Origin of the sequence: uncultured Gimesia sp., assembly GCF_963972345.1 — a bacterium.
Taxonomy (GTDB): Bacteria; Planctomycetota; Planctomycetia; order Planctomycetales; family Planctomycetaceae; genus Gimesia.
Map to the genome: position 1 here is coordinate 1 of NZ_CAXAVM010000080.1, position 23,592 is coordinate 23,592.

Annotated in this window: 24 protein-coding genes; 14 read left to right on the forward strand and 10 right to left on the reverse strand. The window is 50.7% G+C overall.

Annotated elements, in window-relative coordinates; all coding sequences use genetic code 11:
* Positions 1 to 40 precede the first annotated feature (40 nt).
* From AACZ40_RS14695 to AACZ40_RS14715, 5 genes are all read left to right on the forward strand, one after another.
* The gene (locus tag AACZ40_RS14695) at positions 41 to 469 is read left to right on the forward strand and encodes a hypothetical protein (RefSeq protein ID WP_339674820.1); all 429 of its coding nucleotides are present in this window, start codon (positions 41 to 43) and stop codon (positions 467 to 469) included.
* 113 nt (positions 470 to 582) lie between these two features.
* On the forward strand, positions 583 to 1,011 hold the full coding sequence (locus tag AACZ40_RS14700; protein WP_291168920.1) for a hypothetical protein: 429 nt from the start codon (positions 583 to 585) through the stop codon (positions 1,009 to 1,011).
* A 55-nt stretch (positions 1,012 to 1,066) separates the two neighbouring features.
* Complete coding sequence (locus AACZ40_RS14705) at positions 1,067 to 1,549, forward strand: hypothetical protein (RefSeq protein ID WP_291168917.1); 483 nt, start codon at positions 1,067 to 1,069, stop codon at positions 1,547 to 1,549.
* Positions 1,550 to 1,595: 46 nt separating this feature from the next.
* On the forward strand, positions 1,596 to 1,865 hold the full coding sequence (locus tag AACZ40_RS14710) for a hypothetical protein (RefSeq protein WP_291168914.1): 270 nt from the start codon (positions 1,596 to 1,598) through the stop codon (positions 1,863 to 1,865).
* A 96-nt stretch (positions 1,866 to 1,961) separates the two neighbouring features.
* On the forward strand, positions 1,962 to 2,393 hold the full coding sequence (locus AACZ40_RS14715) for a hypothetical protein (protein WP_291168911.1): 432 nt from the start codon (positions 1,962 to 1,964) through the stop codon (positions 2,391 to 2,393).
* A gap of 100 nt (positions 2,394 to 2,493) precedes the next feature.
* Here AACZ40_RS14715 and AACZ40_RS14720 read toward each other — a convergent pair whose 3' ends face one another.
* The 5 genes from AACZ40_RS14720 to AACZ40_RS14740 form a co-directional block, all read right to left on the reverse strand.
* Positions 2,494 to 2,877, reverse strand: coding sequence for a hypothetical protein (locus AACZ40_RS14720; protein ID WP_291168908.1), 384 nt, complete (start codon positions 2,875 to 2,877; stop codon positions 2,494 to 2,496).
* Between the two features lie 178 nt (positions 2,878 to 3,055).
* Positions 3,056 to 3,481 carry a hypothetical protein gene (locus AACZ40_RS14725; RefSeq protein ID WP_291168906.1) on the reverse strand — a complete coding sequence of 142 codons (426 nt, stop codon included), beginning with the start codon at positions 3,479 to 3,481 and terminating at the stop codon, positions 3,056 to 3,058.
* A 334-nt stretch (positions 3,482 to 3,815) separates the two neighbouring features.
* The gene (locus AACZ40_RS14730; protein ID WP_291168903.1) at positions 3,816 to 4,226 is read right to left on the reverse strand and encodes a VOC family protein; all 411 of its coding nucleotides are present in this window, start codon (positions 4,224 to 4,226) and stop codon (positions 3,816 to 3,818) included.
* Positions 4,227 to 4,241: 15 nt separating this feature from the next.
* Positions 4,242 to 4,481 carry a helix-turn-helix transcriptional regulator gene (locus AACZ40_RS14735; RefSeq protein ID WP_291168900.1) on the reverse strand — a complete coding sequence of 80 codons (240 nt, stop codon included), beginning with the start codon at positions 4,479 to 4,481 and terminating at the stop codon, positions 4,242 to 4,244.
* Positions 4,482 to 4,558: 77 nt separating this feature from the next.
* Positions 4,559 to 5,092: a DUF2975 domain-containing protein gene (locus AACZ40_RS14740; RefSeq protein ID WP_291168898.1), complete on the reverse strand. Its 534-nt coding sequence runs from the start codon at positions 5,090 to 5,092 to the stop codon at positions 4,559 to 4,561.
* 1,059 nt (positions 5,093 to 6,151) lie between these two features.
* Here AACZ40_RS14740 and AACZ40_RS14745 point away from each other — a divergent pair.
* Together AACZ40_RS14745 and AACZ40_RS14750 are read left to right on the forward strand one after the other, a co-directional pair.
* Positions 6,152 to 8,188 (forward strand): WD40 repeat domain-containing protein, encoded by a 2,037-nt coding sequence (locus tag AACZ40_RS14745; protein ID WP_291168895.1) that lies wholly within the window; start codon positions 6,152 to 6,154, stop codon positions 8,186 to 8,188.
* 162 nt (positions 8,189 to 8,350) lie between these two features.
* The gene (locus AACZ40_RS14750) at positions 8,351 to 8,809 is read left to right on the forward strand and encodes a hypothetical protein (RefSeq protein WP_291168893.1); all 459 of its coding nucleotides are present in this window, start codon (positions 8,351 to 8,353) and stop codon (positions 8,807 to 8,809) included.
* An 85-nt stretch (positions 8,810 to 8,894) separates the two neighbouring features.
* Here the strand turns inward: AACZ40_RS14750 and AACZ40_RS14755 are convergent, their stop codons facing one another.
* The 4 genes from AACZ40_RS14755 to AACZ40_RS14770 form a co-directional block, all read right to left on the reverse strand.
* Positions 8,895 to 10,559 (reverse strand): calcineurin-like phosphoesterase family protein, encoded by a 1,665-nt coding sequence (locus AACZ40_RS14755; RefSeq protein ID WP_291168890.1) that lies wholly within the window; start codon positions 10,557 to 10,559, stop codon positions 8,895 to 8,897.
* Between the two features lie 357 nt (positions 10,560 to 10,916).
* On the reverse strand, positions 10,917 to 11,912 hold the full coding sequence (locus tag AACZ40_RS14760; RefSeq protein WP_291168888.1) for a DUF1559 domain-containing protein: 996 nt from the start codon (positions 11,910 to 11,912) through the stop codon (positions 10,917 to 10,919).
* Between the two features lie 238 nt (positions 11,913 to 12,150).
* The gene (locus tag AACZ40_RS14765) at positions 12,151 to 12,279 is read right to left on the reverse strand and encodes a hypothetical protein (RefSeq protein ID WP_291168884.1); all 129 of its coding nucleotides are present in this window, start codon (positions 12,277 to 12,279) and stop codon (positions 12,151 to 12,153) included.
* A gap of 163 nt (positions 12,280 to 12,442) precedes the next feature.
* The gene (locus AACZ40_RS14770) at positions 12,443 to 13,429 is read right to left on the reverse strand and encodes a DUF1559 domain-containing protein (protein WP_339674826.1); all 987 of its coding nucleotides are present in this window, start codon (positions 13,427 to 13,429) and stop codon (positions 12,443 to 12,445) included.
* A gap of 681 nt (positions 13,430 to 14,110) precedes the next feature.
* Between AACZ40_RS14770 and AACZ40_RS14775 the strand changes: the two genes are divergently transcribed.
* From AACZ40_RS14775 to AACZ40_RS14800, 6 genes are all read left to right on the forward strand, one after another.
* The gene (locus AACZ40_RS14775) at positions 14,111 to 14,953 is read left to right on the forward strand and encodes an endonuclease/exonuclease/phosphatase family protein (RefSeq protein WP_339674829.1); all 843 of its coding nucleotides are present in this window, start codon (positions 14,111 to 14,113) and stop codon (positions 14,951 to 14,953) included.
* Between the two features lie 51 nt (positions 14,954 to 15,004).
* Positions 15,005 to 17,464: a c-type cytochrome gene (locus AACZ40_RS14780; protein ID WP_291168876.1), complete on the forward strand. Its 2,460-nt coding sequence runs from the start codon at positions 15,005 to 15,007 to the stop codon at positions 17,462 to 17,464.
* Positions 17,465 to 17,523: 59 nt separating this feature from the next.
* Positions 17,524 to 18,369, forward strand: a complete 846-nt coding sequence (locus tag AACZ40_RS14785) for a hypothetical protein (RefSeq protein ID WP_339674832.1) — start codon at positions 17,524 to 17,526, stop codon at positions 18,367 to 18,369.
* 70 nt (positions 18,370 to 18,439) lie between these two features.
* A complete protein-coding gene (locus AACZ40_RS14790) occupies positions 18,440 to 19,561 on the forward strand; it encodes a hypothetical protein (protein ID WP_291168872.1) in 1,122 nt (373 codons plus the stop codon).
* A gap of 91 nt (positions 19,562 to 19,652) precedes the next feature.
* Positions 19,653 to 20,444, forward strand: a complete 792-nt coding sequence (yaaA, locus tag AACZ40_RS14795) for a peroxide stress protein YaaA (RefSeq protein ID WP_291168870.1) — start codon at positions 19,653 to 19,655, stop codon at positions 20,442 to 20,444.
* 25 nt (positions 20,445 to 20,469) lie between these two features.
* Positions 20,470 to 21,477, forward strand: coding sequence for a methyltransferase (locus AACZ40_RS14800; RefSeq protein ID WP_291168868.1), 1,008 nt, complete (start codon positions 20,470 to 20,472; stop codon positions 21,475 to 21,477).
* Between the two features lie 16 nt (positions 21,478 to 21,493).
* Here the strand turns inward: AACZ40_RS14800 and AACZ40_RS14805 are convergent, their stop codons facing one another.
* Complete coding sequence (locus tag AACZ40_RS14805) at positions 21,494 to 22,468, reverse strand: transporter (protein WP_291168866.1); 975 nt, start codon at positions 22,466 to 22,468, stop codon at positions 21,494 to 21,496.
* 267 nt (positions 22,469 to 22,735) lie between these two features.
* Here AACZ40_RS14805 and AACZ40_RS14810 point away from each other — a divergent pair, with 267 nt between their 5' ends.
* Positions 22,736 to 23,563, forward strand: coding sequence for a glycerophosphodiester phosphodiesterase family protein (locus AACZ40_RS14810; protein ID WP_291168864.1), 828 nt, complete (start codon positions 22,736 to 22,738; stop codon positions 23,561 to 23,563).
* The last annotated feature ends 29 nt before the right edge of the window (positions 23,564 to 23,592 follow it).

The following is a 23,592-nucleotide window of genomic DNA, read 5'->3' on the forward strand; positions in this document are numbered from 1 at the left end:
CACCATCGGTGCGGCTTTCCACTGGATGGATCGCCCTGTGATGGCGTCGCGGATTAAGACCTGGCTTCAACCGCAGCAGCCGCTGGTGATCTTGGGTTACACCAGCATCTGGAGCGGCAACGCCGCCTGGCATCCCCTGGTTCGGAATGTCTTAAAACGCTGGCTGGGCGAAAAACGGCGCGCCGGTTCAGGCGAATTCAACGAACTCGCGGCACCGCATGAACTCGTCTTACTCGACGCCGGCTACCAGCTGGAAGAAATCAGATACGAGTATAGTCAGGCCTGGACGCTGGACGACCTGCTGGGCAACCTGTATTCAACATCGTTCGCCTCCCCCGCCGTCCTGGGCGAGAAACGAGCCGACTTCGAAGCCGACCTCCGCACCACCCTGCTCGACTTCGACCGCAACGGCGTTTATGAAGAGCAGATGACGTTTTACGCGCTGCTTGCGCGGGTGGAATCAAAATAGAGTTTGACGGGTCGGGGAACGGAGATTTGGTATTCTGGTTTTTCTCACCGGATTATTTTAAAGTAAAATAGAATAGGGATTTAAACTACTCGGAATTTGGATAAGCTTCCATCATGAATATCTATGTAGCTCAGATTTATATCGAAGCAGGTGTTAACTATCCTTTCTCTCATTTGTTTCAAGTTTTTTTTGGTAAAGAACTGACGAAACGGATAAACCCTTCGGGTATCTTTATAAAAAAGTATGCCAGTGACTTTGACCTCATGTTTCGTATGAGCGCAAAAGAACATCTCAAAGAACCTGAGATCAAGGGACCAACAGTCTTTAAAAAAGATAAAGATGTGGAATATACAATATTTCTGACATTCAATAAGCTGAAAACACCTGGACCAGTTCTATACAGGCAAGTTCTCAGACAGTTAATCGATCAAATTGTGATTGTCTTAACAGATCTTGAAATTGATACTTCGAAGCTATTAGCTGACTCCAGCGACATCATTGAAACAGTAGTGACAGAGCCCAAAATGTTTAGATTTGATTGAAGCCTGTATCGAAAAAGGACAAGACTTCTCAATCGCATAGCTGAGAATCATTACTATGACTGAGTTTTTGAAAGTTAACATGAAAGATGGTGTTTTCAAAACGGTGTTGCCTCCGTTTAATAACAAAGACTGGTCTAAAATTGTTCCAAATCAGGGTTTTATCTGGATACGCAACCCCTTGGTTGAATTCTCAGTTCAGCTGGAATCCTTATTATCTGATGCTATTTTTAATACCACAGATCTCGATTTGAAATATTCAATTCATCGTCTGGAACTTGATATCTCAATTCCAACAATAGATTTTTTACGTTTTACTGAATCGAAATTCTCGCACGGTATCGATTTTATTCTTAGTGAAAAGCATCAACCTACAGGTTTTAACTTGGATTCAATCTCCCAAGAAAAATGGGCAGAAGTAATGGTTCAGAATCAAATCATTTTTACATGTCATCGACCAGCTGCCGGTGAACCTTCCATACTAACTTCCCCATCAATGGAATTCTTGAATTCAGTTATCTATAGATTATCTCGTAAATAATTTGACACTACCAACCAAAGAGAGCATCCATTCAGGACACACTTCCATGATCAAACGATACAACAATTTAAGCCTTGCAATTGCCATTCCCGGACTCATTATCCAGATTGCGGGACGTATTATAATGGACAGCGGACAGCAGACTCTCGGCTTATTGATGACACTCGGCGGAACCATAATGTTGCTGTTCGGCTTTGCTTACTATGCTAAGGCCAAAGGTCGCAGCCCTCTATGGTGTCTGGCTGGTTTTCTATCATTGATCGGGCTGGTTATTCTGGCACTGTTGAAAGATCACTCGGGTGTGAATGAGGTGTAGCGAATCCGGGACGAGGAGACTTAAGGGGTCAGAGCCCGATTCCTGTATTATCTATTTCGTCAAAGCAATATTCCAACCGTTTACATCGGTGCCGTGATGATAATCGTCAGGTTCATTCTGCTGTCCGTTCTCTCTGTGTTGATCTTCCTGCTCGGCATGCCCAATGTCGAGCAAGGTCGTCTGGAAAGTCGCAATGCCCGGGCTTTCCAGCTGGCTCAACAAATCCAAACCGGAGAACTATCTGCCGATACTGTTGATCCGTGGGGGCAGAAATTCGAAATTCAACACACGCCATCGAATGTGACGGTCGTCACTTCTCATGGCTCTAACGGGGCCTCACCAGCAGATGATTACGATGCGGACGACATTTCCACTTCCATGTCGAATCCGCCTCACAAGAGGATGAAAACTCGCAAGCAGATTCAGATGTTCGCCGCGCTTGCTTTATCCCTCAGTCCATGGCTGATCTCATATCTGCTTCGCATGCGTAAACGTCATGCTGTTCAGCAGGGGAGCGAGAGTTACTGAAGGGACAGCGACTTAATGTTAATACCGCTGACAACATTATGAGTTCAGATTACGCACGCATTCGCTATTAACTGGAGAACATGCCTGATCAGTAGCGGATCTATCGATGTCGCGCTCCGTGGTACAGATTCAGCAAACGATACTTCTCTTCGGTTTCCTGGTAATCGGTTTTCAGACGTTCCCAGACCTCTTCCAGTTTTTTTGAAACGGTGAAGGCACCATCGGAGGCGGCGTGCTTTGTGTTTGTCTTTCTCTCTCTGGGAATGATACAATCCAGTCCACCGCTCCAATAGCGCATCCGGTCATAAAATTGACTGGCATCGTATGACTCATAGAAGGGCAGAAGCGGGGCAGACTCTACCTGAAAGAGCAGACTGGCGTCCAATTCTGTTCGCGCGCGGGTCGTTTCTGCAACCTGTTGCTCTGGAACGGGAGTCAGGGGTTCTACGACCGAATTCAGAACGGGAGTTTCGAAAGAATCCATTGCGTAAATGCTTTGTGGTACGTCTTCTGCGAACAGAGAGGAACTTGCACAGCAGAAAACCATAGTCAAAAACAGTTTGAGCATCGTGAGCCGCCTGAAATCATCGGGCCTGAAAAGGAACGCCATTCGGAGCCGTGATGTAACAGAAAAGCGGAATCGTGTCGAGATCAATTGTACCCTACTCAGCGGACTCTGAAATCAATGCGCCGCCATGCAGGGGCAGTTGATTTTGCTTTCGCGACCGGCGGCGGTCGTATTCCGCGGAACTGCTGATTTCGCGACGCAATTCTGACCAGGCCCAGGGACAGCGATATTGAAAATCGGGATTATAGCCTGCAGACTTGCGGACAACTTGGGTCCGCTGGAGTGATTGCGATGGCAGGATTTGTGCCGGCACTGTTGGGACCACCTTCACGGCTGCCCGCTCGTTTTGACCGACGAAGTGACGGGGCACAACAGTTTGATGACTGGGTTTCACACCCGATATGCGGATCGGATTTTTGCGTGTCTTTGGTTTTACCGCTCGATAAATCACATCGTCTGCAGCAACAGCAGGAGAGATGCAACACAGAACCATGAGGACAGCAAAGAGTCGGGTGATCATCGTCTGTCTCCTGAAAACTTCGAATACGAACAGAAATCCCTCAAACAGGGCTTCAGTATAACAGCAACCCTGGAGTGAATCGAGAAGAATCATTCCAGACTCAATAAATGGGTGAACTGTACCGGCTTCATATTCTCACAGCATGAGGGATGTTCCAGAAACAGACATTGAGTGCACTGTCACCTCCTGTTGCCTGCGGCAATCCCGAATTGCATTCGGGATCACCCACGGGGGTTTCAGCAGAATTGAAATCCAGCAATCAACTTCGTGTCTTTCGTGGTTTCTTCAATCCTGGAATTTTACGGAAGGGTCACTGGGATCTGATTCATTATTTTCAATAGATGGGCCAGATGCCGGGGGTGGCGAGTTCGAGGACGTGATTGTCGGGGTCGCGGAAGTAGAGACTTTCTCCGCCGCGGGGCCAGCTGACGCGGCTTTCGATTTCTACGCCAGCCGCCAGCAGTCGTGCTTCCCACTGTGCAAAGTCGGCCTGTTCGATTGCGAAGGCGAAATGCACGGGGCCGTCTCCGTCGTGCGGCGGAATGACGCCCCCTTCCAGGTGGGCGGCGGTGTGTGTCGCGCCCCGTTTGAAGATCAGGAAGACACTGCGATCTCCGGCGTTCATGGCACAGAACCGCTGGTCTTCTGCCATGATTTCAAATTCAAAGAGCCGCTGATAAAAGTCGATGGCGAGCTGCAGATCATCAACGTAAATTGCTGTTTCCAGCACACCATGTACTTTCACGACTCTCTCCCCTGTTCAGGCTGCCTGCCCTGTTGCTTGTTGTTCTTCTTCTGCTGCCGCGTACTGCAGGATATCGCCTGGCTGGCATTCCAGAAACTCACAGATTTTTTCCAGCGTCGCAAAGCGAATCCCTTTGACTTTTCCCGATTTTAACAGCGAAAGGTTCTGTTCGGTAATTCCCACGTGCTTCGCGAGATCGCGGGAAGTCACTTTGCGCCGTGCCAGCATGACATCCAGGGTAATATAAATTTGCATGATATCTTGAATCACTTTCCGAAGCAGGACGGTTCTCTCATTCCACTATAACTGAATGTCACAGATCAGACCAGCGGTTAAACAATCTGGGCATGCTCTTCCGCGATCAGGCTGGCCCGCTTTAACAGGTTCGCCAGCAGAAAGATCAGTGCGCCGACTCCTGCCAGGATGAACTGATTCGAACCGACGCTGATCGCCAGCATGCGTTGTCCGGGGGGATTATGCATCGTCAAGACAACGCTGAGAGCCGCTCCGCAGACGGGAGATAATAACGCAGAGCCCATCAGACCCAGGGCAAACCGTTTCAGCAGCCGACTGTTTTGTGTGCCCAGGTAATCTTCGACACAACAGGCCTTGAGAAAACGACGCAGCGAAAGCAGTCCCCAGTACGTGGGTGCCAGCAGCAGGGCAGTCAGCAGAACCATGCCGACTTTCGTCGATATCGGCAGCGGAAAGGGAATGGCTCTGACAGGGATTCGGCCATTCTGCATCGCGATCAGGTCGGCACAAAACCAGACCCAGAGTAAAAATGCGGGCAACACCCAGAGCGTCTGTGCACACAGATAATACAGAAGGCGGCACATGACACTGGTACGATCTTTTCGAGCCATCTCAGGAATCCTTTCCAAGGGGTTTTAATGTAAGACGGCGAACTTTTATCGTTTTACGATAAACACTGCAATCCCAGTTTCACATGTTTTTGCAGAACCGGTTCCGTATTTTCATCTGAAGCTCACAGGCGGCATTCGGATAGAATGGAACGCCTGAGTGAAATTCTGGAATGAGCGGGCACGTCGTGCAAGCCGACAGAGGAGAGCCGAGGGGCTCTCTGGTTGGAGACTCGCAATTTCAAATGAGGCTCCCGTGTGCCATGGCCGGCTTGTCCGGCCGTCCTGAACGAGTATGAATAATCTGGTTCCGGATGCTCGTTCTGCTCGGTCCGAATTGTATTCTGAAGCAGCTTTTTTGATGGGGTCGCTGGTTGTTCGCGCGCACTGTTGGGCAAGCCAACAGTGGCACCCAATTTAGCAAACCAACGTAATAAGCCAACGGAAGTAGCCTGTGTAACGGTGGTATCCAACGAGACATTGGCACCCGGACGGGTGAGAGGACATTGAAATATTGTTTTTGTTGTGGGGTTCATTCTTGTGTTCGATCTGTGGTTCAGTGGTCTGTGGTTGTGTTGCATGGTGGATTATTTTCTGGAAAGGCATGGGGGCGTCAAGAGGGATGATCAATCTCATGTGGCGATACGGGTTGAGAGAGAACCGATCTGCTGCGAGGTCGGGGCGGTGCCGGGACGATGCGTTGCGATCTGCGGCGACCCGCAGGCTACCATCACGAACGGGTGTTGTTTCAGGCAGTGCAAATCTGGAATAAACAGGCTATTTTGTAGTGAAGAGCCGGAACAAGTGGCTTGTGTTTCGGTGCACAGTAAACTGGTCACGCGCGCGACTCAGTTAGGTGCTTATCCTCGGCAGCGGCACCCTGGTGTCAAGTCGAATTTGATCAGTGCGTCTGCTGCATATTTCGCCGCTAAGCCTGGGACAGCCAGGGAAACGAAAAGAAAGAGATTTTGATTTTCTGCTTGAGTTCAAGAAATAATTCCCCATAATTTTATTTACACATAATCACAGCGCTTCTGTTATTCTCAATTAGAAATCATCAGCATGATCCAATTCGATTGCGAAACCTGTTTTCAGGAATACAAAGTACGCGACGACAGGGCGGGACAGACACTGAAGTGTAAATCCTGTGGCAGTAAAATGCGGGTTCCTGCCGCGGGGGATGAGGGAGATTTCGACGACGAATACATCGAGCCCGTTCGTCCCAGCCGAAAAAAGAAAACCGGGTCCGCAAAGCAGAAGTCGAAATCAAAAGGCAGTTCCAACACGGCCGTCTATGCGATCGCAGCGGGTGTCGGACTGCTGGTACTCAGCGGACTGGGATTTCTGCTGCTGGGAGGCAAAGATGCCGGACAGAATAGTGTGGCCGGTAATGGAGGCGCTGAGAATTCTGCAACCGGGGGAGAAGCATCAACTGGCTGGTTTTCCCTGGTGGACCCACCCCGCGTTTCGACAGACTGGACCGCCGACCCCGCGCTTTCGATTGACCTGAAAGAGCGAGATGACAATTTCATCACACCCAACGCTCATTCTCCCTACATCGGAATTAAAGCCGCGGCAAAAAGTATTCCGTCAATTTCAGTCTGGAACCTGGCTACCGGAGAAGAGATCAATACATTGAGCCTCGAATTACCAGGGGAAAATAATTATTATAACCCGAAGGTCAAGCTCAGTTCCGATGGTAAAACCCTGTTGGCGACTGCACGAAACGCAAAAACAAAAATTTCCAAACTGGCAAGTTTTGATGTCTCATCTGGTAAAGTGATCGCAACCTGGGAAGCCGGCCCTGCAGAGACGAATGTTTCAACATATGAATTCTGCGGTCCATCCAAAGTGTTTATAAAGACGTTGCGCAAAGAGAATACTACGTTTATTCATGAAATCTCACTGTGGGATTTACAATCGGGCAAACAAATCAAAGATGCCCTTGCAACATCAAATCACAACGATTTCAATTCCTTTGCCTACAGAATCTCTCCAGGCGGCAAATATCTCATCGCAGGAATGTTTCGGACTTTATCTGTCTATGACCTATCGTCGCTGGAACTCGTCAAAAAGATTGAGTTATTAAAGCTCGTCAAGGCGGCGGATCCAGGGAACATCGTTTCTGATACTCTCTCTGTGATCGAGAAAGCATTCTCCGATGATGGGACAGAACTGGCATTATGGATGAAGGATTCGAATGGAACGTCTCTCTGGATTATGAACCTGAAAGATGGATCAGTCTCCAATCTGTTATATTTTCCTGGTGATCTCTATAAAGCGTTCAGCAATCCAGGCTATTCAGGTGATACGCTTGCCTGGAGTCCAGACGGAGAGGGCTGGTTAATACACGGAGCCATATTTGTTGACCGCAAGCGAAAGCAGGTCACCTGGGCACTCAAACCGGTTCCCAATGTGTTTAGCCGTGCACAGGTTTTTCTCACAGGAGACTCCCTCATCACACAGACAGACAGTGCAATGGAAGACGCGAAAGGTAATACGCTTTACGACAGGAAGCCATTCCTGGTAACGGTCCCTCTCCCCCGGGAAGAAATTCAACAATCTCTGGCTGCATACGACAGCAAGTCTGAAGCTTATCTTGGAGTCGGTCAGCAGGTCAGTCTGGAAGTAAACGTGGGGGAAATCAAATTTGGCAAACCCGATGAGGTCAAGTCGATACTGAGTGACGTCATTACGCAGCGGCTGAAAACGGAAGGCTTTGAAGTCGCCGCAGATCAACCGATTGTGTTCAAGATCGAATACCAGGAACAGGCGGGGAATACATTGCAACTTGCGAAAAATGTCAAACCCTCCGTACAGAATCCACTGGGGCGAGTCGCTACGGGACAGACACTGGAAACGACGGCTGCCCTGTTTGAACTTTCCTGGATTGATCAGGAATCACAGAAAACCCTCTGGTCGAAAAAAGTCGCCATCAATCCTCGAGTCCTGTTTTTAAGGGAAGCCACCGCAGAGGGTGCGCGCACTGAAATGTTTGAAAATCTGCAGGGCAGACTGCGGGCTGAACTCATCCCCTATTTTATACCTAAAGACGACAAACTGAAAATGCTGCCCTTTGAAATCGAGTTACCAGACTGATGATTCAGGCGGAAAGCTGGCATCTGCAGGCATGGCTTCTTATTGATTTTATCAACCAGGATTGAATAAAAGTGAGCATTCCAAGCACAATACTGGACCAAGAGGTCCGTTATTGTTTGTCAACGTTTCTGCTCACTTTGAAAATGTAAAAGGTCCTGAGTTATGTCCAAATCTTTCCGTTATCTGTCTGGTTTATTTTTACTGATGGTCGCTGGAATCGGCTCTGAAGAAATCCATGTGGCGCACGCTTCCGCGCCTGACCAGTGCGATCAGGAAGCAGATCAGGAAAAAACTGAGGGAGAAAAGCGGCTGAGCAAATTCATGCGGGAGAAGCTGACCAGCTCGCAACAGGTTCTGGAAGGACTGATGGTGGAAGATTATGACCTGATGCAGAAAGGGGCCCAGCGGATGATCGAGATGAGTAATGCTACTGAATGGCAGGTAATTGAAGGTCCCATATTTGCAAGACAGAGCGATGAATTCCGTTCCACCGCAAAAGAAGTGATCAAATTTGCCAAAGAAAAAAACCTCGATGGTGCGTCGCTCAGTTACCTGCATTTAACGATGACCTGCATCGCCTGTCACAAAAAAGTCAACAAGGTCATGATCTCCCAACGTTAATCTTCCAGAGATGGCTACAAAACGCAAACAGGGGAATGTGAATCGAAATCACAGTCCCCTGTATATTTAAGCTGAATCAACTCGTTTACTTTTCAGTAGCAGCCGTCGAAGCGGTCTTTTCTGCGGGTTTCGCAGGCAGAATACGAATCACGCGTCCGCTCTGATGTTTATCGCCGTCCATCTCTACCGTGCGAATGCGGATCAGATGGGTTCCCGGCTTCAGACCGGCAGGCAACTTCGTCCGCCAGAGATGCGAAGATTTTTTCGCTTTGGGCAGATCGCGATACTTCTTACCTTCCACAGCGTTCTCTGCTTCAGACAGTTTGTTGAAGCTGGGATCAATTTCGTCAATCTGTTCCATGGCTGTCCAGCTGCCGGACTCTCCGATCAGCATTTCTACTTTCGAGCGTTCTGAGCCATTGAAAATATTGGCAAAGATCTCGGTTTCAGCAGTCTGATCTGCAGTCACCTCTTCGGGTGCCAGAATATTCATCTGATAACTGGCAGCACGGCCGGCGGCCCGGAAATCGAGATCGTATTCGGTACCGTCAAAAGTGATGATCGAATATCCGTTCGGCGCACCGTCCGCCATCATCGTGTGGGGAATCCCCCGCTCATCCGGTGACCCCGACCACCAGCTGCCACTGACTGTGACATTGATAATATGATGGTGTGGTTTTGGTCCACGCCAGCCATCTTCTTTCGTGATGAAGCGATGCTCATGATGATGCGTGTGTCCGGAGATCGACATGCAGAACGGACGTTTTTCAATGAGGCGATACAGGTCCTGACGATCTTCCACCCCTACCAGCGGGATATGCATCATCAGTACGACCAGCTGGTCATCGGGAATCTGCTGCAGGTCATTTTTCACGAACTCGATCTGCTCTTTTCCCAGGCCACCTTCATAATGGCCTTTCTTCTCCATTTCTTTTTTTGTTTTATTTTCTTCGGGAACAATCCAATTGATATCGTCCAAAACGATAAAGTGAACCTGCCCGTAATCGAACGAATAATAAGCCGGTCCAAAAGCCCGTTCAAACGTTTCATCACTCAACTTGTCATTGGGTGCATCATAATTGATGTCATGATTTCCGATCACGTTGTACCAGGGAATTCCGAGCAGCGCGATGCCCCGGGCCTGTGATTCAAACAGGGAAAGGTCGTCAAACAGAATATCTCCCAGTGTCACGCCAAACGAAGCATCAGTGCCCACCAGTTCTTCAATGACATCATGGGCAATGTAATCGATTTCTTTCTGATCTCGTGGTTGGGGATCACCAAAAAAGATCGCCCGGAACTGTGCTGGCTCTTTTTGAGGGTAGAGAGGAAAATCAACCGAAGCAGGCAGCGGACCTGTCGGCTTGACGCCCGGATATTTTGACTGGGGAGATCCCGCGGGTTTATGAATATAGTAAAATTCCGGCGTCAGATTTTTGCTGAGTGGCGTTCGCCAGCCCTGGGGTTTGATGACAAATAAAATGGTGTCGTCGTTTACCGGCAGTTCATATTTTCCGGCTTGATCAGTACAGACGACTTCACGACCATTGGAAACACGCACACAGCCCAGCCCCTGCTCGCCCGGATCTCGTTTGCGGTTACGATTCGTATCCTGAAAAACATATCCGGTGGCGGTCTGCTGAACTTCAGGCTTTGATTCGGCCTGAACCGGCATATTCAGGGAACCGAGCAGCAGACTTCCCAGTACGATTTTTGCGAGTATGATTTTTGATAGTGACAATCGACTCATGTAATTTCCTTTGTATTTCGAAATCAAAAGCAATGCTTAATCTGGTGTATTAATATGGTACGTGTTCCCAGCGACAGACAAAACCGACCGATGAGAACTTCTTTGTTTTGCCCCGAACCAGTGCAGTGTACGATTGACGAGAACTATATGACGTGTGGCATATCACCGCTGATACTCTACTGTTTAAATAACACAACCGGAGTGCGGCGTATTTGAACCGACTCCGGTTGTTGAATTCTAAAAGATCAATTCTCTTGAACAGGTTTTAGACTGTGTCCAGTTTTACTGTAGCGTCTCCAGGACCATTTGGAGCGAGTATAATAGATTGAGAGACACTATAGTTAAATGTGATACGCTCTAAAAGTTATCGATGACTTCTCGGCCTGAACGGGTGCCTAATGCCTGTAAAATGGTTTGACTGATGTTTTCCGAAATGAAGCGGCAGGAACCATCGACCAGACAAACCTGAACTCCGCCATCATGCAGACTGCGCATGGCAGCAATCTGGGTTCCGTCGTTGGCCTCGCTGCAGGGCATTTCCGTGGTACTGCTGCATCTGCTCAGAATGTCGGCTGTCCGGCTGTTCGGACTGCGTCCCGCACTGAAGGCAGAGCCTCCCATCCCGGAATAAACCCAGGCACCACGGGCATCGGCGGTCACATCATTCAGATAGGCTAATTCACCCACCAGAAAGGTGTTGGTCGTTCCATCTTTGATATCCCGGATATTCACGGACGAATTCATTGTAAACACGCCGCCCGTGGTATTGTTATAAGAAGCCGTCAGGTCCCCTGAACCATAATTGGCTCCATAGTTTCCGCGTGACATGTGCTCCAGAGAACGGAAGGCAACATTGCTGCGCCGGTCCCAGGGGTGGCTGGGGCAGCGATAGGCGGCAGGAGAATAATGTCCGAAGATGTTATTCATGTAATCCAGTGGATCGCCGGCATTCAATACCGGTACCGCATTTTCCCATAAGGCGCTCTGTTCCATCTGGGGCAGAACAAAGACCAGCCAGTTGCCTCCCATACTTTCCCCATTGAAGCTGCCACACTCCTGGGCGCCGGTCAGGATGGTGGGGGGATTCCCAGCACAGGGGCCGATCACACCACCGGGAGGAAAGACATTGTGCGTGTCATGGTAATTCTGTAACGCCAGTCCCAGCTGTTTCAGATTGTTTTTACAGCTGCTGCGACGGGCGGCTTCTCGTGCCTGTTGCACGGCAGGTAAGAGTAAGGCGATCAATATCGCGATAATGGCAATGACGACCAGCAGCTCAATTAAAGTAAATCCTCGGCGTTTTCTGGAAGTCTGATTCACGGGCTTAACTACGAATAGTAAGCGTTGCATCATGCTCTCCTTCATAAATAAAAAATGACATAGGACAATTTCTGTTTTGAAAACCATTCCGATGTATGAGTGCAGGGCTCTCCCGTCTGGGAGCTTCCCTGCGCATACTATGAAAATGATTTCTGTGAGCAGAATCACTGACAGACTGAGTTTTAAGGTCTGTCAGTGATCTCGAGCGTTTTTTCACGAGCAGCAGCGAAAGGCAATCTGGTTCTGATCCAGATCCATACTCAGGGATGGCTTAAGGATCGGTGTATTCGGGAGTCGGAGTCGAATCGCCGGGCACACCTTCCTCTGGTTCTCCGGAACAACCAGAAGTTGTCAGAGCCAGACAGGTAAAACAAAACATACATAACAATAATTTCTTCATCACTAGTCTTTCCGATAATAGAATCTTACAGATAAGTCGAGGAATGATTTTGCTGATCATTCCCCGACTTGTACTTGTTGAATAAACCTGAACCCAATCTGCCTGAGCCTGATTGCACCGTGCGATCTCAGGCAGTTCAAATGATTCTTGAGAGGGTTCGGTCTTAGAAGTTGTCGATGACTTCACGACCCCCGCGGGTACCCAATGCACTCCAGATCGTCTGGCTGATGTTTTCTGAAATGAAGCGGCCGGAACCATCTACGAAACAGACCTGCACACCACCACTATGCAGACTGCGGGCAGCGGCAATTTGAGTTCCATCATTCCCTTCGGTGCAAGGCTGTTCCGTCGTTGTACTGCAGCTGGCCAGAATGTCGGCCAGCGTACTGTTCGGGCCACGGCCGGCACTGAAAGCGGATCCCCCCATCCCGGAATAAACCCAGGCACCACGTGCATCAGCAGTGACATCATTGGTGTAAGTCAACTCACTGACCAGCAATGTGTTGGTGGTACCATCTTTGATGTCACGGATACTCACAGAAGAATTCATCGTGAATACACCACCTGTCAGGTTATTGTAAGAGGCTGTCAGATCACCAGCGCCGTAGTTGGCACCATAATTGGCACGGGACATATGCTCCAGAGCCCGGAATGCCACATTGCTGCGACGGTCCCAGGGATGGCTGGGGCAACGATAAGCTACGGGCGAAAAATGACCAAAGACGTTATTCATGCTGTCCAGCGGATTTTGTGTATTCAGAATGGGAGCCGCTTTTTCCCACAAAGAACTTTGTTCCATCTGAGGCAGAATAAAGACCATCCAGTTTCCCCCCATACTCTGCCCACTGCATTCCTGGCTGCCTGAAAGATTAGTGGGAGGCGTACCGGCACAGGTTCCAATCACACCACCGGGAGGAAAGACGCCATGTGTGTCATGGTAGTTTTGTAGAGCCAGCCCCAACTGCTTGAGGTTGTTTTTGCAGCTGCTGCGGCGGGCGGCTTCCCGCGCCTGCTGCACTGCGGGTAACAGTAACGCAATCAAAATTGCGATGATGGCAATTACCACCAGTAATTCAATCAAAGTAAATCCACGACGTGGTGCTGATTGAACAGCACGCGCACCGGCAAGGCGCGAAAAGCGAAGAAGCATCAAGCATCCCCTCAAAAGCAAAGAATGAAAAATAAAAATTGTTTCAGCGTTTCAAGGCACTTTGCTGCCGGTGTCGGTCTTGACTGACCAGGGCTCGGGGGAAGAAAACTTCACACTCCGAATTTTTGGGAATCTTACTGATGGATTATTAAGATTACATGTCCGAAAAATGAATACTTCTACGTGAGCATCGCCGGTTCAGACCACAACAGAATCACAGCAGGCGACGAACCAGGAGTTTGTTCGTGAGAAGAATCCCCGTTTCTCAGCTGCTTTCATTCGATTTGAATCGAAGCCTGAACTCAAAAAAAGCCGACGCCAACAACAGGTAACCATCGATTCTTTATTTACCAGAAATTGTTCCGTTTCATTTTCAAGTGCTGGCGCGTCAGGAATCATCCAGCATTACTCCGGCAGTCAGACAGTGCTGCAGCAGCGACTGGCGGTAAAGTATTTTGACTTATTCCACATTTTTCCCAAAAAACCATGTAACGCTGTGGTAATGCAACCAGTAGGGAAAACCGATTCTGACCGGTTAATAAACGATATCTGTCGGTCGGGGATTGACGACAATCAGGGGTTTTCGCATAGTAAAGGATGCCACTTACCGCTCCGACTTTCCTGGCAGGAGCCAATGCCCCAACGATTTGCCCAACTGATTTGACAGAGGAACCCGCTCACATGCAGAAATCACCGAAACCCAGGCTGATTTGTCTGACACTGGCATATTTCGTGATATTTCCGGCTCTGATTTTTCTTCTCTCCGGCTCGGAGATATCAGCGGCAGAACAGACGCAGACATTACGGGTTCTCTGTTACAACATCCATTATGGACAGGGAACCGACGGAAAATATGATGTCGCCCGGCTGGCAAAAGTCATTAATGATACAAAGCCGGACCTCGTCGCGCTGCAGGAAGTGGATGTCGGTGTGAAACGCTCCGGGCGAGTCCATGAAGCACAGCGTCTGGCCGAGCTCACAGGTCTGGCGGTCCGGTTCGGCCCGACGCAACATTATGAAGGAGGCCTGTTCGGCAACGCTGTTCTGACACGACTGCCGATTCTGGACGTAATGATCCAGCCTTTACCTTATACGGAAAGTACGCTGCAACTGGTGACTTACCCCCGTGGTGCAGTCATTGTGACTGTCCAGGGGAAAAACGGAAAACCACTCCGATTTATCAGCACGCATTTTCAACATAATCTGCCGGAAGACCGTATCGAAGAGGCGAAAGCGATCAACAGGCTTTTCACTTCAGATTCCGAGATCCCCACCATCCTTGCGGGTGACATGAATGCCACTCCTGATGCGGAACCGATTCAGATCCTCCTGAAACAATGGACTAATGCCATCGATGAAAAAGCCACGCCGACCGCTCCCTCCACCAAACCCCGGTCGCGCATCGATTACATTTTTTTCAGACCGGCTGCTGATTTTGAAATCATTGAAACCAAAGTCATCGACGAGCCCCTGGCATCCGACCATCGGCCGGTCTTTGCCGTGCTGAAATGGAAACAGAAATAAGTTCCAGCGACATTTTCAGAAGTCTCTATCACAGATATTGAAAGTTCGGTCATGCGTCATTGTTTCAACTGCTTTGCTCTGATTTTTGTGTTCCCGGTATTTCTGAAGGCTGCGGAACCCCAGGCAACCTCCGTCAGTTCGATTCGCGTTCAGCCCGGTTTTCAGGTCGAGTTGCTGCGTTCTGCACAGCAGGACGAAAGCTCCTGGATCAGCATGACCTTTGATGACCGGGGCAGAATCATTCTCGGGCTTGACGATGTGGGCCTCGGTCGCATCACATTAAATAACGATCCGACTAAAACCAGTTTCGAAAAAATCGACACTACGTTCAAACACCCGCGCGGCGTCCTGTATGCGCATGACAGTCTGTATGTGAGTGAGACCAATGGTGAGGGACTGCATCGCCTGAAAGATACCACCGGCGATGACCAGTTTGACCAGAGGCAGCTCCTGAAAAAGCTGGACTACCGCAGTCGCTTCGGGCATGGCCATAATCAGATTGTGCTCGGCCCGGATAAGAACATCTACCTGGTCGTCGGCAACGATGTCGCGTTTCCGGAAGGCATCTCCCCCGATTCACCCTACCGCAATCCCCGGAACGATCATCTGCTGCCCAACCCGCACGACGCCGGCCAGGACAACCGGGTCGGCTACATCCTGAAAACCGATCCGGACGGTAAGGCATGGGAAATCGTCGCAGGCGGCTTTCGCAACCAGGTTGACATGGCATTCAACCCGGACGGGGAAATGTTTACCTACGACGCCGACATGGAATGGGATATCGGGCAACCCTGGTATCGCCCGACCCGCATCAACCATATTATTCCCGGCGGAGAATATGGCTGGCGGTGGGGGACCGGCAAATGGCCCGAGTATTATGCTGACAGTTTACCTTCCACACTCAATACCGGCCTGGGTTCTCCCACAGGCATGGTCTTTGGAACCGACGGCAGTTTCCCGGCCCGCTTTCAGCAGGCACTCTACATCGCCGACTGGCAGAATGGACGGATCCTGCTGGTCGACCTGATTCCGCAAGGCGCCACTTATACGTGCCAGTATGAAGTCTTTCTGGAAGGGGGGCCGCTGAATGTCTGTGATATGCAGTTTGGCCCCGACGGTGCTCTGTACTTCATTACCGGCGGTCGTGGTTCCCAGTCTGGATTGTACCGGGTGACTTCACTGCCGGATCAGAAAACGAAATCAAAGGCGCCCGAAATCAGCGAACAGGTAACACTCCAGGCAGCAACTGCCCGACAGCTCCGAAAAGACCTGGAACCCTATCTCAGCAAGCCGGTCCCCGAGATCGAGACGCTCTGGAAGCATTTAAGCAGCGAAGATCGCTGGCTGCGTTTTACCGCTAGACGCGCCATCGAAAACCAGGATGTTTCCCGCTGGCGAGATCGGGCGATTTCAGAAACCGATCCCACTGCTGCCATCGCCGGTCTGATCGCCTTAAGTCATCAAGGCACGGCTGAAAACCGCGATGCCGTCCTGGCTGCTTTGAACCGTATCGAGCTGAACTCGCTCGATCAGCAACAGTTGCTCGCACTGCTCCGGGCTTACCAGCTCTGCTTAATCAGACTCGGTTCCCCCACGGAGACCCAGGCAGATGAATTGAAACAGCGACTGAAGCCTCTCTATCCTCATGCGAGCAGCAGTGCGAATCATCTGCTGGGTGAGCTGCTGGTTTATTTAAATGCAGAAGAGGTCGTGCCACAAACATTATCACTGCTCACTGAGATCTCAACACAGGAAGAACAGATCCGGGCAGCACGCACTCTCACTTTCGCAAAACAGAATTGGACCAGAGATCAGCAGCAGCAGATTCTTCAGTGGCTGGCACACGCCCGCACTTTTATCGGCGGTAAACAGCTCACCGAGCGACTGCGAGATATCCGCGAAGACTTTCTCAAGACGCTCTCCGATCAGCAGCGTCAGCAGTTCAGCAAAGAAATTGCGGAGTTGGATAAACCGCTGGTCGAAGCAGAACTGGTTCCGGCTCGTCCGGTAGTTCAGGAATGGACGCTCAGCGAACTGGAACCGCACCTGGCCGCTGTAGCGTCAAAGCGGTCTTTCAAAAGTGCACGCCAGGCACTCCTGGCCGCCAACTGTCTGAAATGCCATCGCATCGGCTCCACCGGCGCGCAGGTCGGACCTGATCTGACAACGGTCGGCAAGCGGTTCGACAGCCGCGCGATTCTGGAATCGATTATCACCCCCTCCAAGGTCATGGACGAAAAATATCTTTACACTGTGTATGTTCTCACAAATGGAAAAATTGTGACCGGGCGCCCCGTTGGTGTGAGCAAGACGACGATAACAGTGGAAACGGATCCTATTCGTCAGACAACCGTCCCCGTGGCCCGGGAAGAGATTGAAGAATCCATCCTTTCCAAAACATCACCCATGCCCGCGAATCTGATTGATGTACTGACGCAGGAAGAAATCCTGGACCTGCTGGCTTACCTGAAGGCAGGCGGAGATCCGCAGGCACCCTCGTTTCAAAAGTAATCAGCAACCTGATAGGACCTGCTCTTATTATGACCGTCAATAATTGTATGAAACATTTCATGCTGCTGCTCTTACTGTGTGCATCCAATAGACGGTTGCTGGCAGCCGATCCGGTCAACATTCACAGCCTGCCCAACGACCTGCAGGTTCCCAGCGTCACGCAGGAAACACCACAACCGGGGAAACGGGTCTGGCAGCAGAACCCGGGGTTCGAGCAAACCGAAATCGCGCATGCCCTCTATCTGCCCCCTGACTGGAAACCGGACAAAACCTATCCGGTGATCGTGGAGTACCCGGGGAATGGCGGCTATTCGAATGCCTTGAATGATGTCAGCAAAGGACGCGTACAGGACTGCAAACTGGGATTTGGCCTGTCCGCCGGTCAAGGGATGATCTGGGTCAGCCTGCCTTTCGTCGACCCCAAAACTGGCAAGCATGCTCTCCAGTGGTGGGGCGATCCCGATGCCACCGCGGATTACTGCAAACAGACCGTCGCCCGGATCTGCCGGGAATTCGGCGGCGATTCCGAGAATGTGTTTCTGACCGGTTTCTCCCGCGGCGCGATTGCCTGCAATTATATCGGCCTGCGTGATACTGAAATTGCGGCTCTCTGGAAAGGCATGCTGCCGCACATCCATTACGATGGGGTGCGAAAATGGAATTACCCTGACAGTGATGTGCTCTCTGCCCGCAAACGACTGGCACGACTGGGCAGGCGACCTCAATTCATCACGCAGGAAAAATCGACCCGCGCCACGGAAGCGTATCTGAAGAACTCTGATTCTCCCGACCAGTTTACTTTCATGGCAATCCCCTACCCCAATCATTCCGATGAATGGGTGCTGAAAGACATCCCCGAACGAACCAGGGCCCGCCGATGGCTGGCTGATTGTCTTGAAAACTGATATTAATGAACTCATATGCCGCATTGTGATGAGTCTGAATTCTGATCTGCCCTCCAGAGGAATCAACCTTATGTCAACTCGACAGCTGCACTCCCTGCTATTATTGATGATCGTCATTCCCTGCATGCTTTCCCCTGTGCGATCTATTTTTGCCCAGGTTGAAAAACGGCCGCACATCAAAATTCGTGGCATCTATGGCGGCGCGCCGACACAGTTACTGGAACAAAATAAGAGGTTGCCCGAACTGGGTGTGAATGCGATCTTCATGGGTTCCGGAAGCTTAACAGCCGAGCGCATTGCGTCATTAAAACAGCAGGGCGCACAAGTCTTTGCCGAATTCAATACAATGCACGTGGCCAACTATCTCAAAGACCATCCCGCTGCCGCCCCGATCGGCGTCGATGGAAAAATCTCACCACCGCCGCAGGGCTGGCAGGGCATCTGCCCGACGCATGCCGGTTATCGCAAATATCGGATGGACGAGTTCCGCAGAGTACTCCGGGAATATGAAATCGACGGCATCTGGCTCGATTATCATCACAGCCACGCCAGCTGGGAACGTGCGGTTCCCGACATGCCTGATACCTGTTTTTGCGAACGCTGTCTGAACCAGTTTCAGAAAGATACCAACACATCTCTACCTGATGCGCCCACTTCGGAACTCTCGCAGCTTCTGCTGGGAAAACAGAAAGCTGCCTGGGTGCAGTGGCGGTGTGATATCTTTACCGACTGGGTCCGCGAGTTCCGTTCGATCCTTGACGAATCACGTCCCCAGGCGCTGCTGGGAACATTTCACTGCCCCTGGACTGACACCGATTTCAATGGCGCACTCAAAAACAAACTCGCCATTGATCTCAAAGCACAGGCAAAATACATCGATGTCTTCAGTATCATGCCGTACCACGCACGGTTCAATCATCCAGAAGATCCTGCCTGGATCTCACGCCAGACCGCGTGGTTGGGAAAATACCTGGACATCAAAGGCGCACCGGGAGAACGACATAAAATCTGGCCGATCATCCAACTCTCAGACTGGGGCGAAGCGGTGCCTGTGGAACAGGTACATTCGGTTCTGGATCACGGCACCCGGCTGCCTGCGACCGGCGTGATGGTTTTCCGGTGGGGTTCTCTCCATTCACAAACAGACAAAGTTGAAGCGATGATCGAATACTATCGCGCGATCAAACCATAGACGTCTGGTTTTGTATTCGTTGACATCCCGGCAGGCGCGATCTATAACCGAAGCGGATACCAACCACAACGCTTAAGGATAGATCGCGATCATGCTGACAGTTCTCTCACCTGCGAAATCACTGAACCTGGAGTCGCAAAAACAGACTTCCAGATTCTCGACCCCGGAATTCCTGGATGAAGCGGAAGCACTCATCAAAAAACTGCGCCGGATGTCGAAAAAGTCGTTGCGGGAACTGATGGGGATCAGCGAGGAGCTGGCGGAGTTAAATTACGAACGCTTCAATCAATGGTCGCGTCCCTTCACAACAGAAAATGCCAAACAGGCGGCCCTGATGTTTAACGGCGACGTTTACCAGGGTTTACAGGCGGAACAGTTCAAGGCCCGCGATCTCGCATTCGCCCAGGATCACCTGCGGATTCTTTCCGGACTGTATGGAGTGTTACGACCTCTGGACCTGATGCAGGCGTATCGCCTGGAAATGGGAACCAGCCTCTCCACGCGCAGCGGAAACTCCCTGTATGACTTCTGGGGGGAAAAAATCACCCGCTTCCTCAATCAGGAACTCGAAACACACAAACACACGGAACTGGTCAACCTGGCATCGAATGAATATTTCAAGTCGGTCAAAGCCCGACTGCTGACAGGTCCGGTGATCACACCGGTGTTTAAAGAAATCAAAGACGGGAAATCACGTACGATTGCCTTATTTGCGAAACAGGCACGCGGCCGGATGGCAGCCTGGATCATCCATAACCGCATTGATCAGCCAGACCAGCTGCGCGACTTCAATCTGGACGGCTATGAATTTCAAGCGGATGCATCGACGGCTGACAAGTTGACATTCTCCCGTCCGCAACCGCCGCCCGTCGGTAAAAAATAACACCCTTTTGATTGAGACATAACCAATGAAAGAGAACGCCCTACCTCAGCAACTCGACCAGATGATTACCAGTTACTGGGTTTCTCAGAGTATTTATGCCGCCGCCAAACTGGGGATTGCCGACCTGCTGGTCGCTGGTCCTCAAACGGCAGAACTACTGGCCGCCGCTACCAGCACCCATGCCGGTGCCCTCTATCGCCTGTTACGGGCCCTGGCGAGCGTTGGCATCTTCGCTGAGAACGAACAACACGAATTCGAACTGACTCCCCTGGCGGAGTACCTTCGCAGCGATGTTCCCGGTTCCAAACGGGCGATCGCCCTGATGAGTGGCGACGAACAGTTCCAGGCCTGGAGCGAGATCATCTACAGCATCCAGACCGGCAAAACGTCGTTCGATAAAGTTTTTGAAAAACCCATCTTCGAATATCTCTCTGATAACCCCGATAAAGGACAGATTTTTGACCAGGCAATGACAGGCATTCATGGCAGGGAAACCGGGGATATTCTCAACACCTATGATTTCTCCGGGATTGTAACCCTGATGGATGTCGGCGGTGGAAACGGTTCTAACATCGTTAATTTTCTGCAAAACTACCCAGAGATGAAAGGCATCCTGTTCGACCTGCCTCAAGTCATAGAACGGGCACAGCCGCATATTGAACAGGCAGGTTTGACAGACCGCTGCCAACTGATCGCAGGCAGCTTCTTTGAATCCGTTCCCGCCGACGCCGATGCCATTTTCCTGCGACATATCATCCATGACTGGGACGATGAGAAAGCACTCACAATCCTGCGTCATTGCCATTCAGTGATGTCGGAGAACAGCAGGCTACTGGTTGTCGAAAGCGTCATCCCCGAGGGGAACGATCCTTTCCCGGGCAAGTTCCTCGACCTGGTCATGCTGATGATCCCCGGTGGTAAAGAACGCACGGCTGAAGAATACGAGGCTCTTTTTGAACAGGCGGGCTTCAAACTGACGCGTATCATTCCCACGGAATCGGCACTAAGTATTATTGAAGGAATCAAAGCCTGAATCTCCTGTTGTCTTGTCAGGGAAAGCGAATCGAACAACCGGCGCCGACGAAGTAAGCATCCGCAGCGTCATTTAACCCGACACCCGCACTCATATCGAGCTGCAGGTTGTTGGTGATCAGATAAGTAAAGCCAGCATCAAAATAGTGTTCGGTGCGCGCCGTTCGCGCACCGCTGGGAATCAATACAAACCATTCGGTGAAGGCTCCCAGTTTCTCAGTCAGGGTATAACCGACCGAACAGGATTGGGCGATCTCGAGAAACGATTCGCCGGAGTCATCCACATCACCATAACCTTGGGTAGAGGCAGCGACATTCACAAAATCATTGAGCGTCCAGGCATAAACCAGGTCGATACCCGGTTCGACCTGGTTCGCAGTAAACGCAGCACTTCCTGTCGGCACACTCATGGAAGTAATCAGAGCCATCTCAGGCAGGATCCCCTGCTGAGGCGTCAGGGCAAACTGCAGCGCCAGCCCCAGATCCTGACTTCCGAAAGTCGTATTCTGATAGAGACCCGCATCGGTTGCCTGTTCCAGGGGAGAAAACGACAATCGGAATTCCATCCAGTCAGCAACAATCCCCCGCCGAAACAGGAATTCCCCGAATGACTGATATTTGACATCTGCTCCCTGTTCTTCGCTATCGAGATACGTATAGCCGAACTCAAGCTGGGTGACGCCTTTCCCCACCGTTACCGACGTCGACGTAAAATTAGGACGGTCGGTCTGCAGAGGTTGATCGAGTTGTGGCCCTCCATTACAGCCGGTGCTGCCTTTCCATTGAAACAAAGTCCCGCATTCGGGAGTCAGATTGAGGAGCCGGCAGCGTGGAAGTTCATATTCGACTGCGGGAGTTTCGACAGATTCGGATGCGAGCAGACTCTGATCGAAGAGACTTTCACTGGTTTCAGCAAGTGAGTTACCGGCGCAGCAGAGCAACGTGATGCTGACGAACAGGCCAGGCCAGGCTCGCAGACAAAACTCATACATGGGATCTGTTCTGAATTGGATTCCGGGGCATGTTGAATTTATCGGAAATCTGACCCGTATCTGTTAATCCAAATCTAAGGCGCGATCAAAGACACATCGCCGGCCTCCGCAACCTAAGATATTGTAATAGCAAGAGATACAGCAGATGCGTTTCAACCCGTAATTCTTCAGCTCTGACTGACCTGGGGACGTTGAAGATAGAAATCGGCATCACATTCGAGTACGCTGAGCTGATAACTTGATTTCAAAAGCCGGGGACACTTCACCATGCACCGATACCAGATCCTGCTGACAATCCTCTTTTCGCTGATGCTGGCTGCTGCAGACAGCCTCGTCGCGACAGCCGGGGAACCCCAGATCGTCGCACATCGTGGTTTGCTTAAAGTGGCTCCGGAAAATACGCTGGCCAATTTCCGAGCCTGCCTGGAATTGAGGCTGGGATTTGAATTCGATGTGCAGCGCAGCAAAGACGGACACCTGGTCTGTATTCATGACAGCACCCTCAATCGAACGACAAATGGCACAGGGAACGTGGCCGATCTGACACTGGCGGAAATCAGAGAACTGGACGCTGGCAGCTGGTTCGATCCCCGCTTTAAAAACGAACGGGTCCCTACCGTCGAAGAAGTATTTCAACTTGCCGCTCAATATCGGCAGCATGAGCTTCTGATTGCCGTCGATTTCAAAGAGGCAAACGTTGAACAGGATGTGGTCGATCTGGCCCGGAAACAGGGAATACTCAAGCGACTTATCTTTATTGGACGAACTATCCAGGAGCCACAGGTAAGAAAAAATATCAAGGCTGCTTCCCCCCAAGCAGAAACAGCGGCAGTCGCCAATAACATGACCGAATTTTCCTCAGCCCTGTCGGAACCGGATGCAGACTGGGTGTATGTGAGGTATCTGCCCACACGAATGGAAATAAAACAGGTGCATGCTGCCGGAAAGAAGTCGTTTATCGCGGGTTCTGCCGTCAGTGGAAATCTTCCGAAAAACTGGCAGCAAGCGACTGACGCCGGCATTGATGCGATTCTCACCGATTACCCGCTCGCCCTGCGAGCCATGTTGCAGCAATCGAAAACGACTGGTAATTGATTCTCGCAGGCAGACTGGAAGTACAGCTT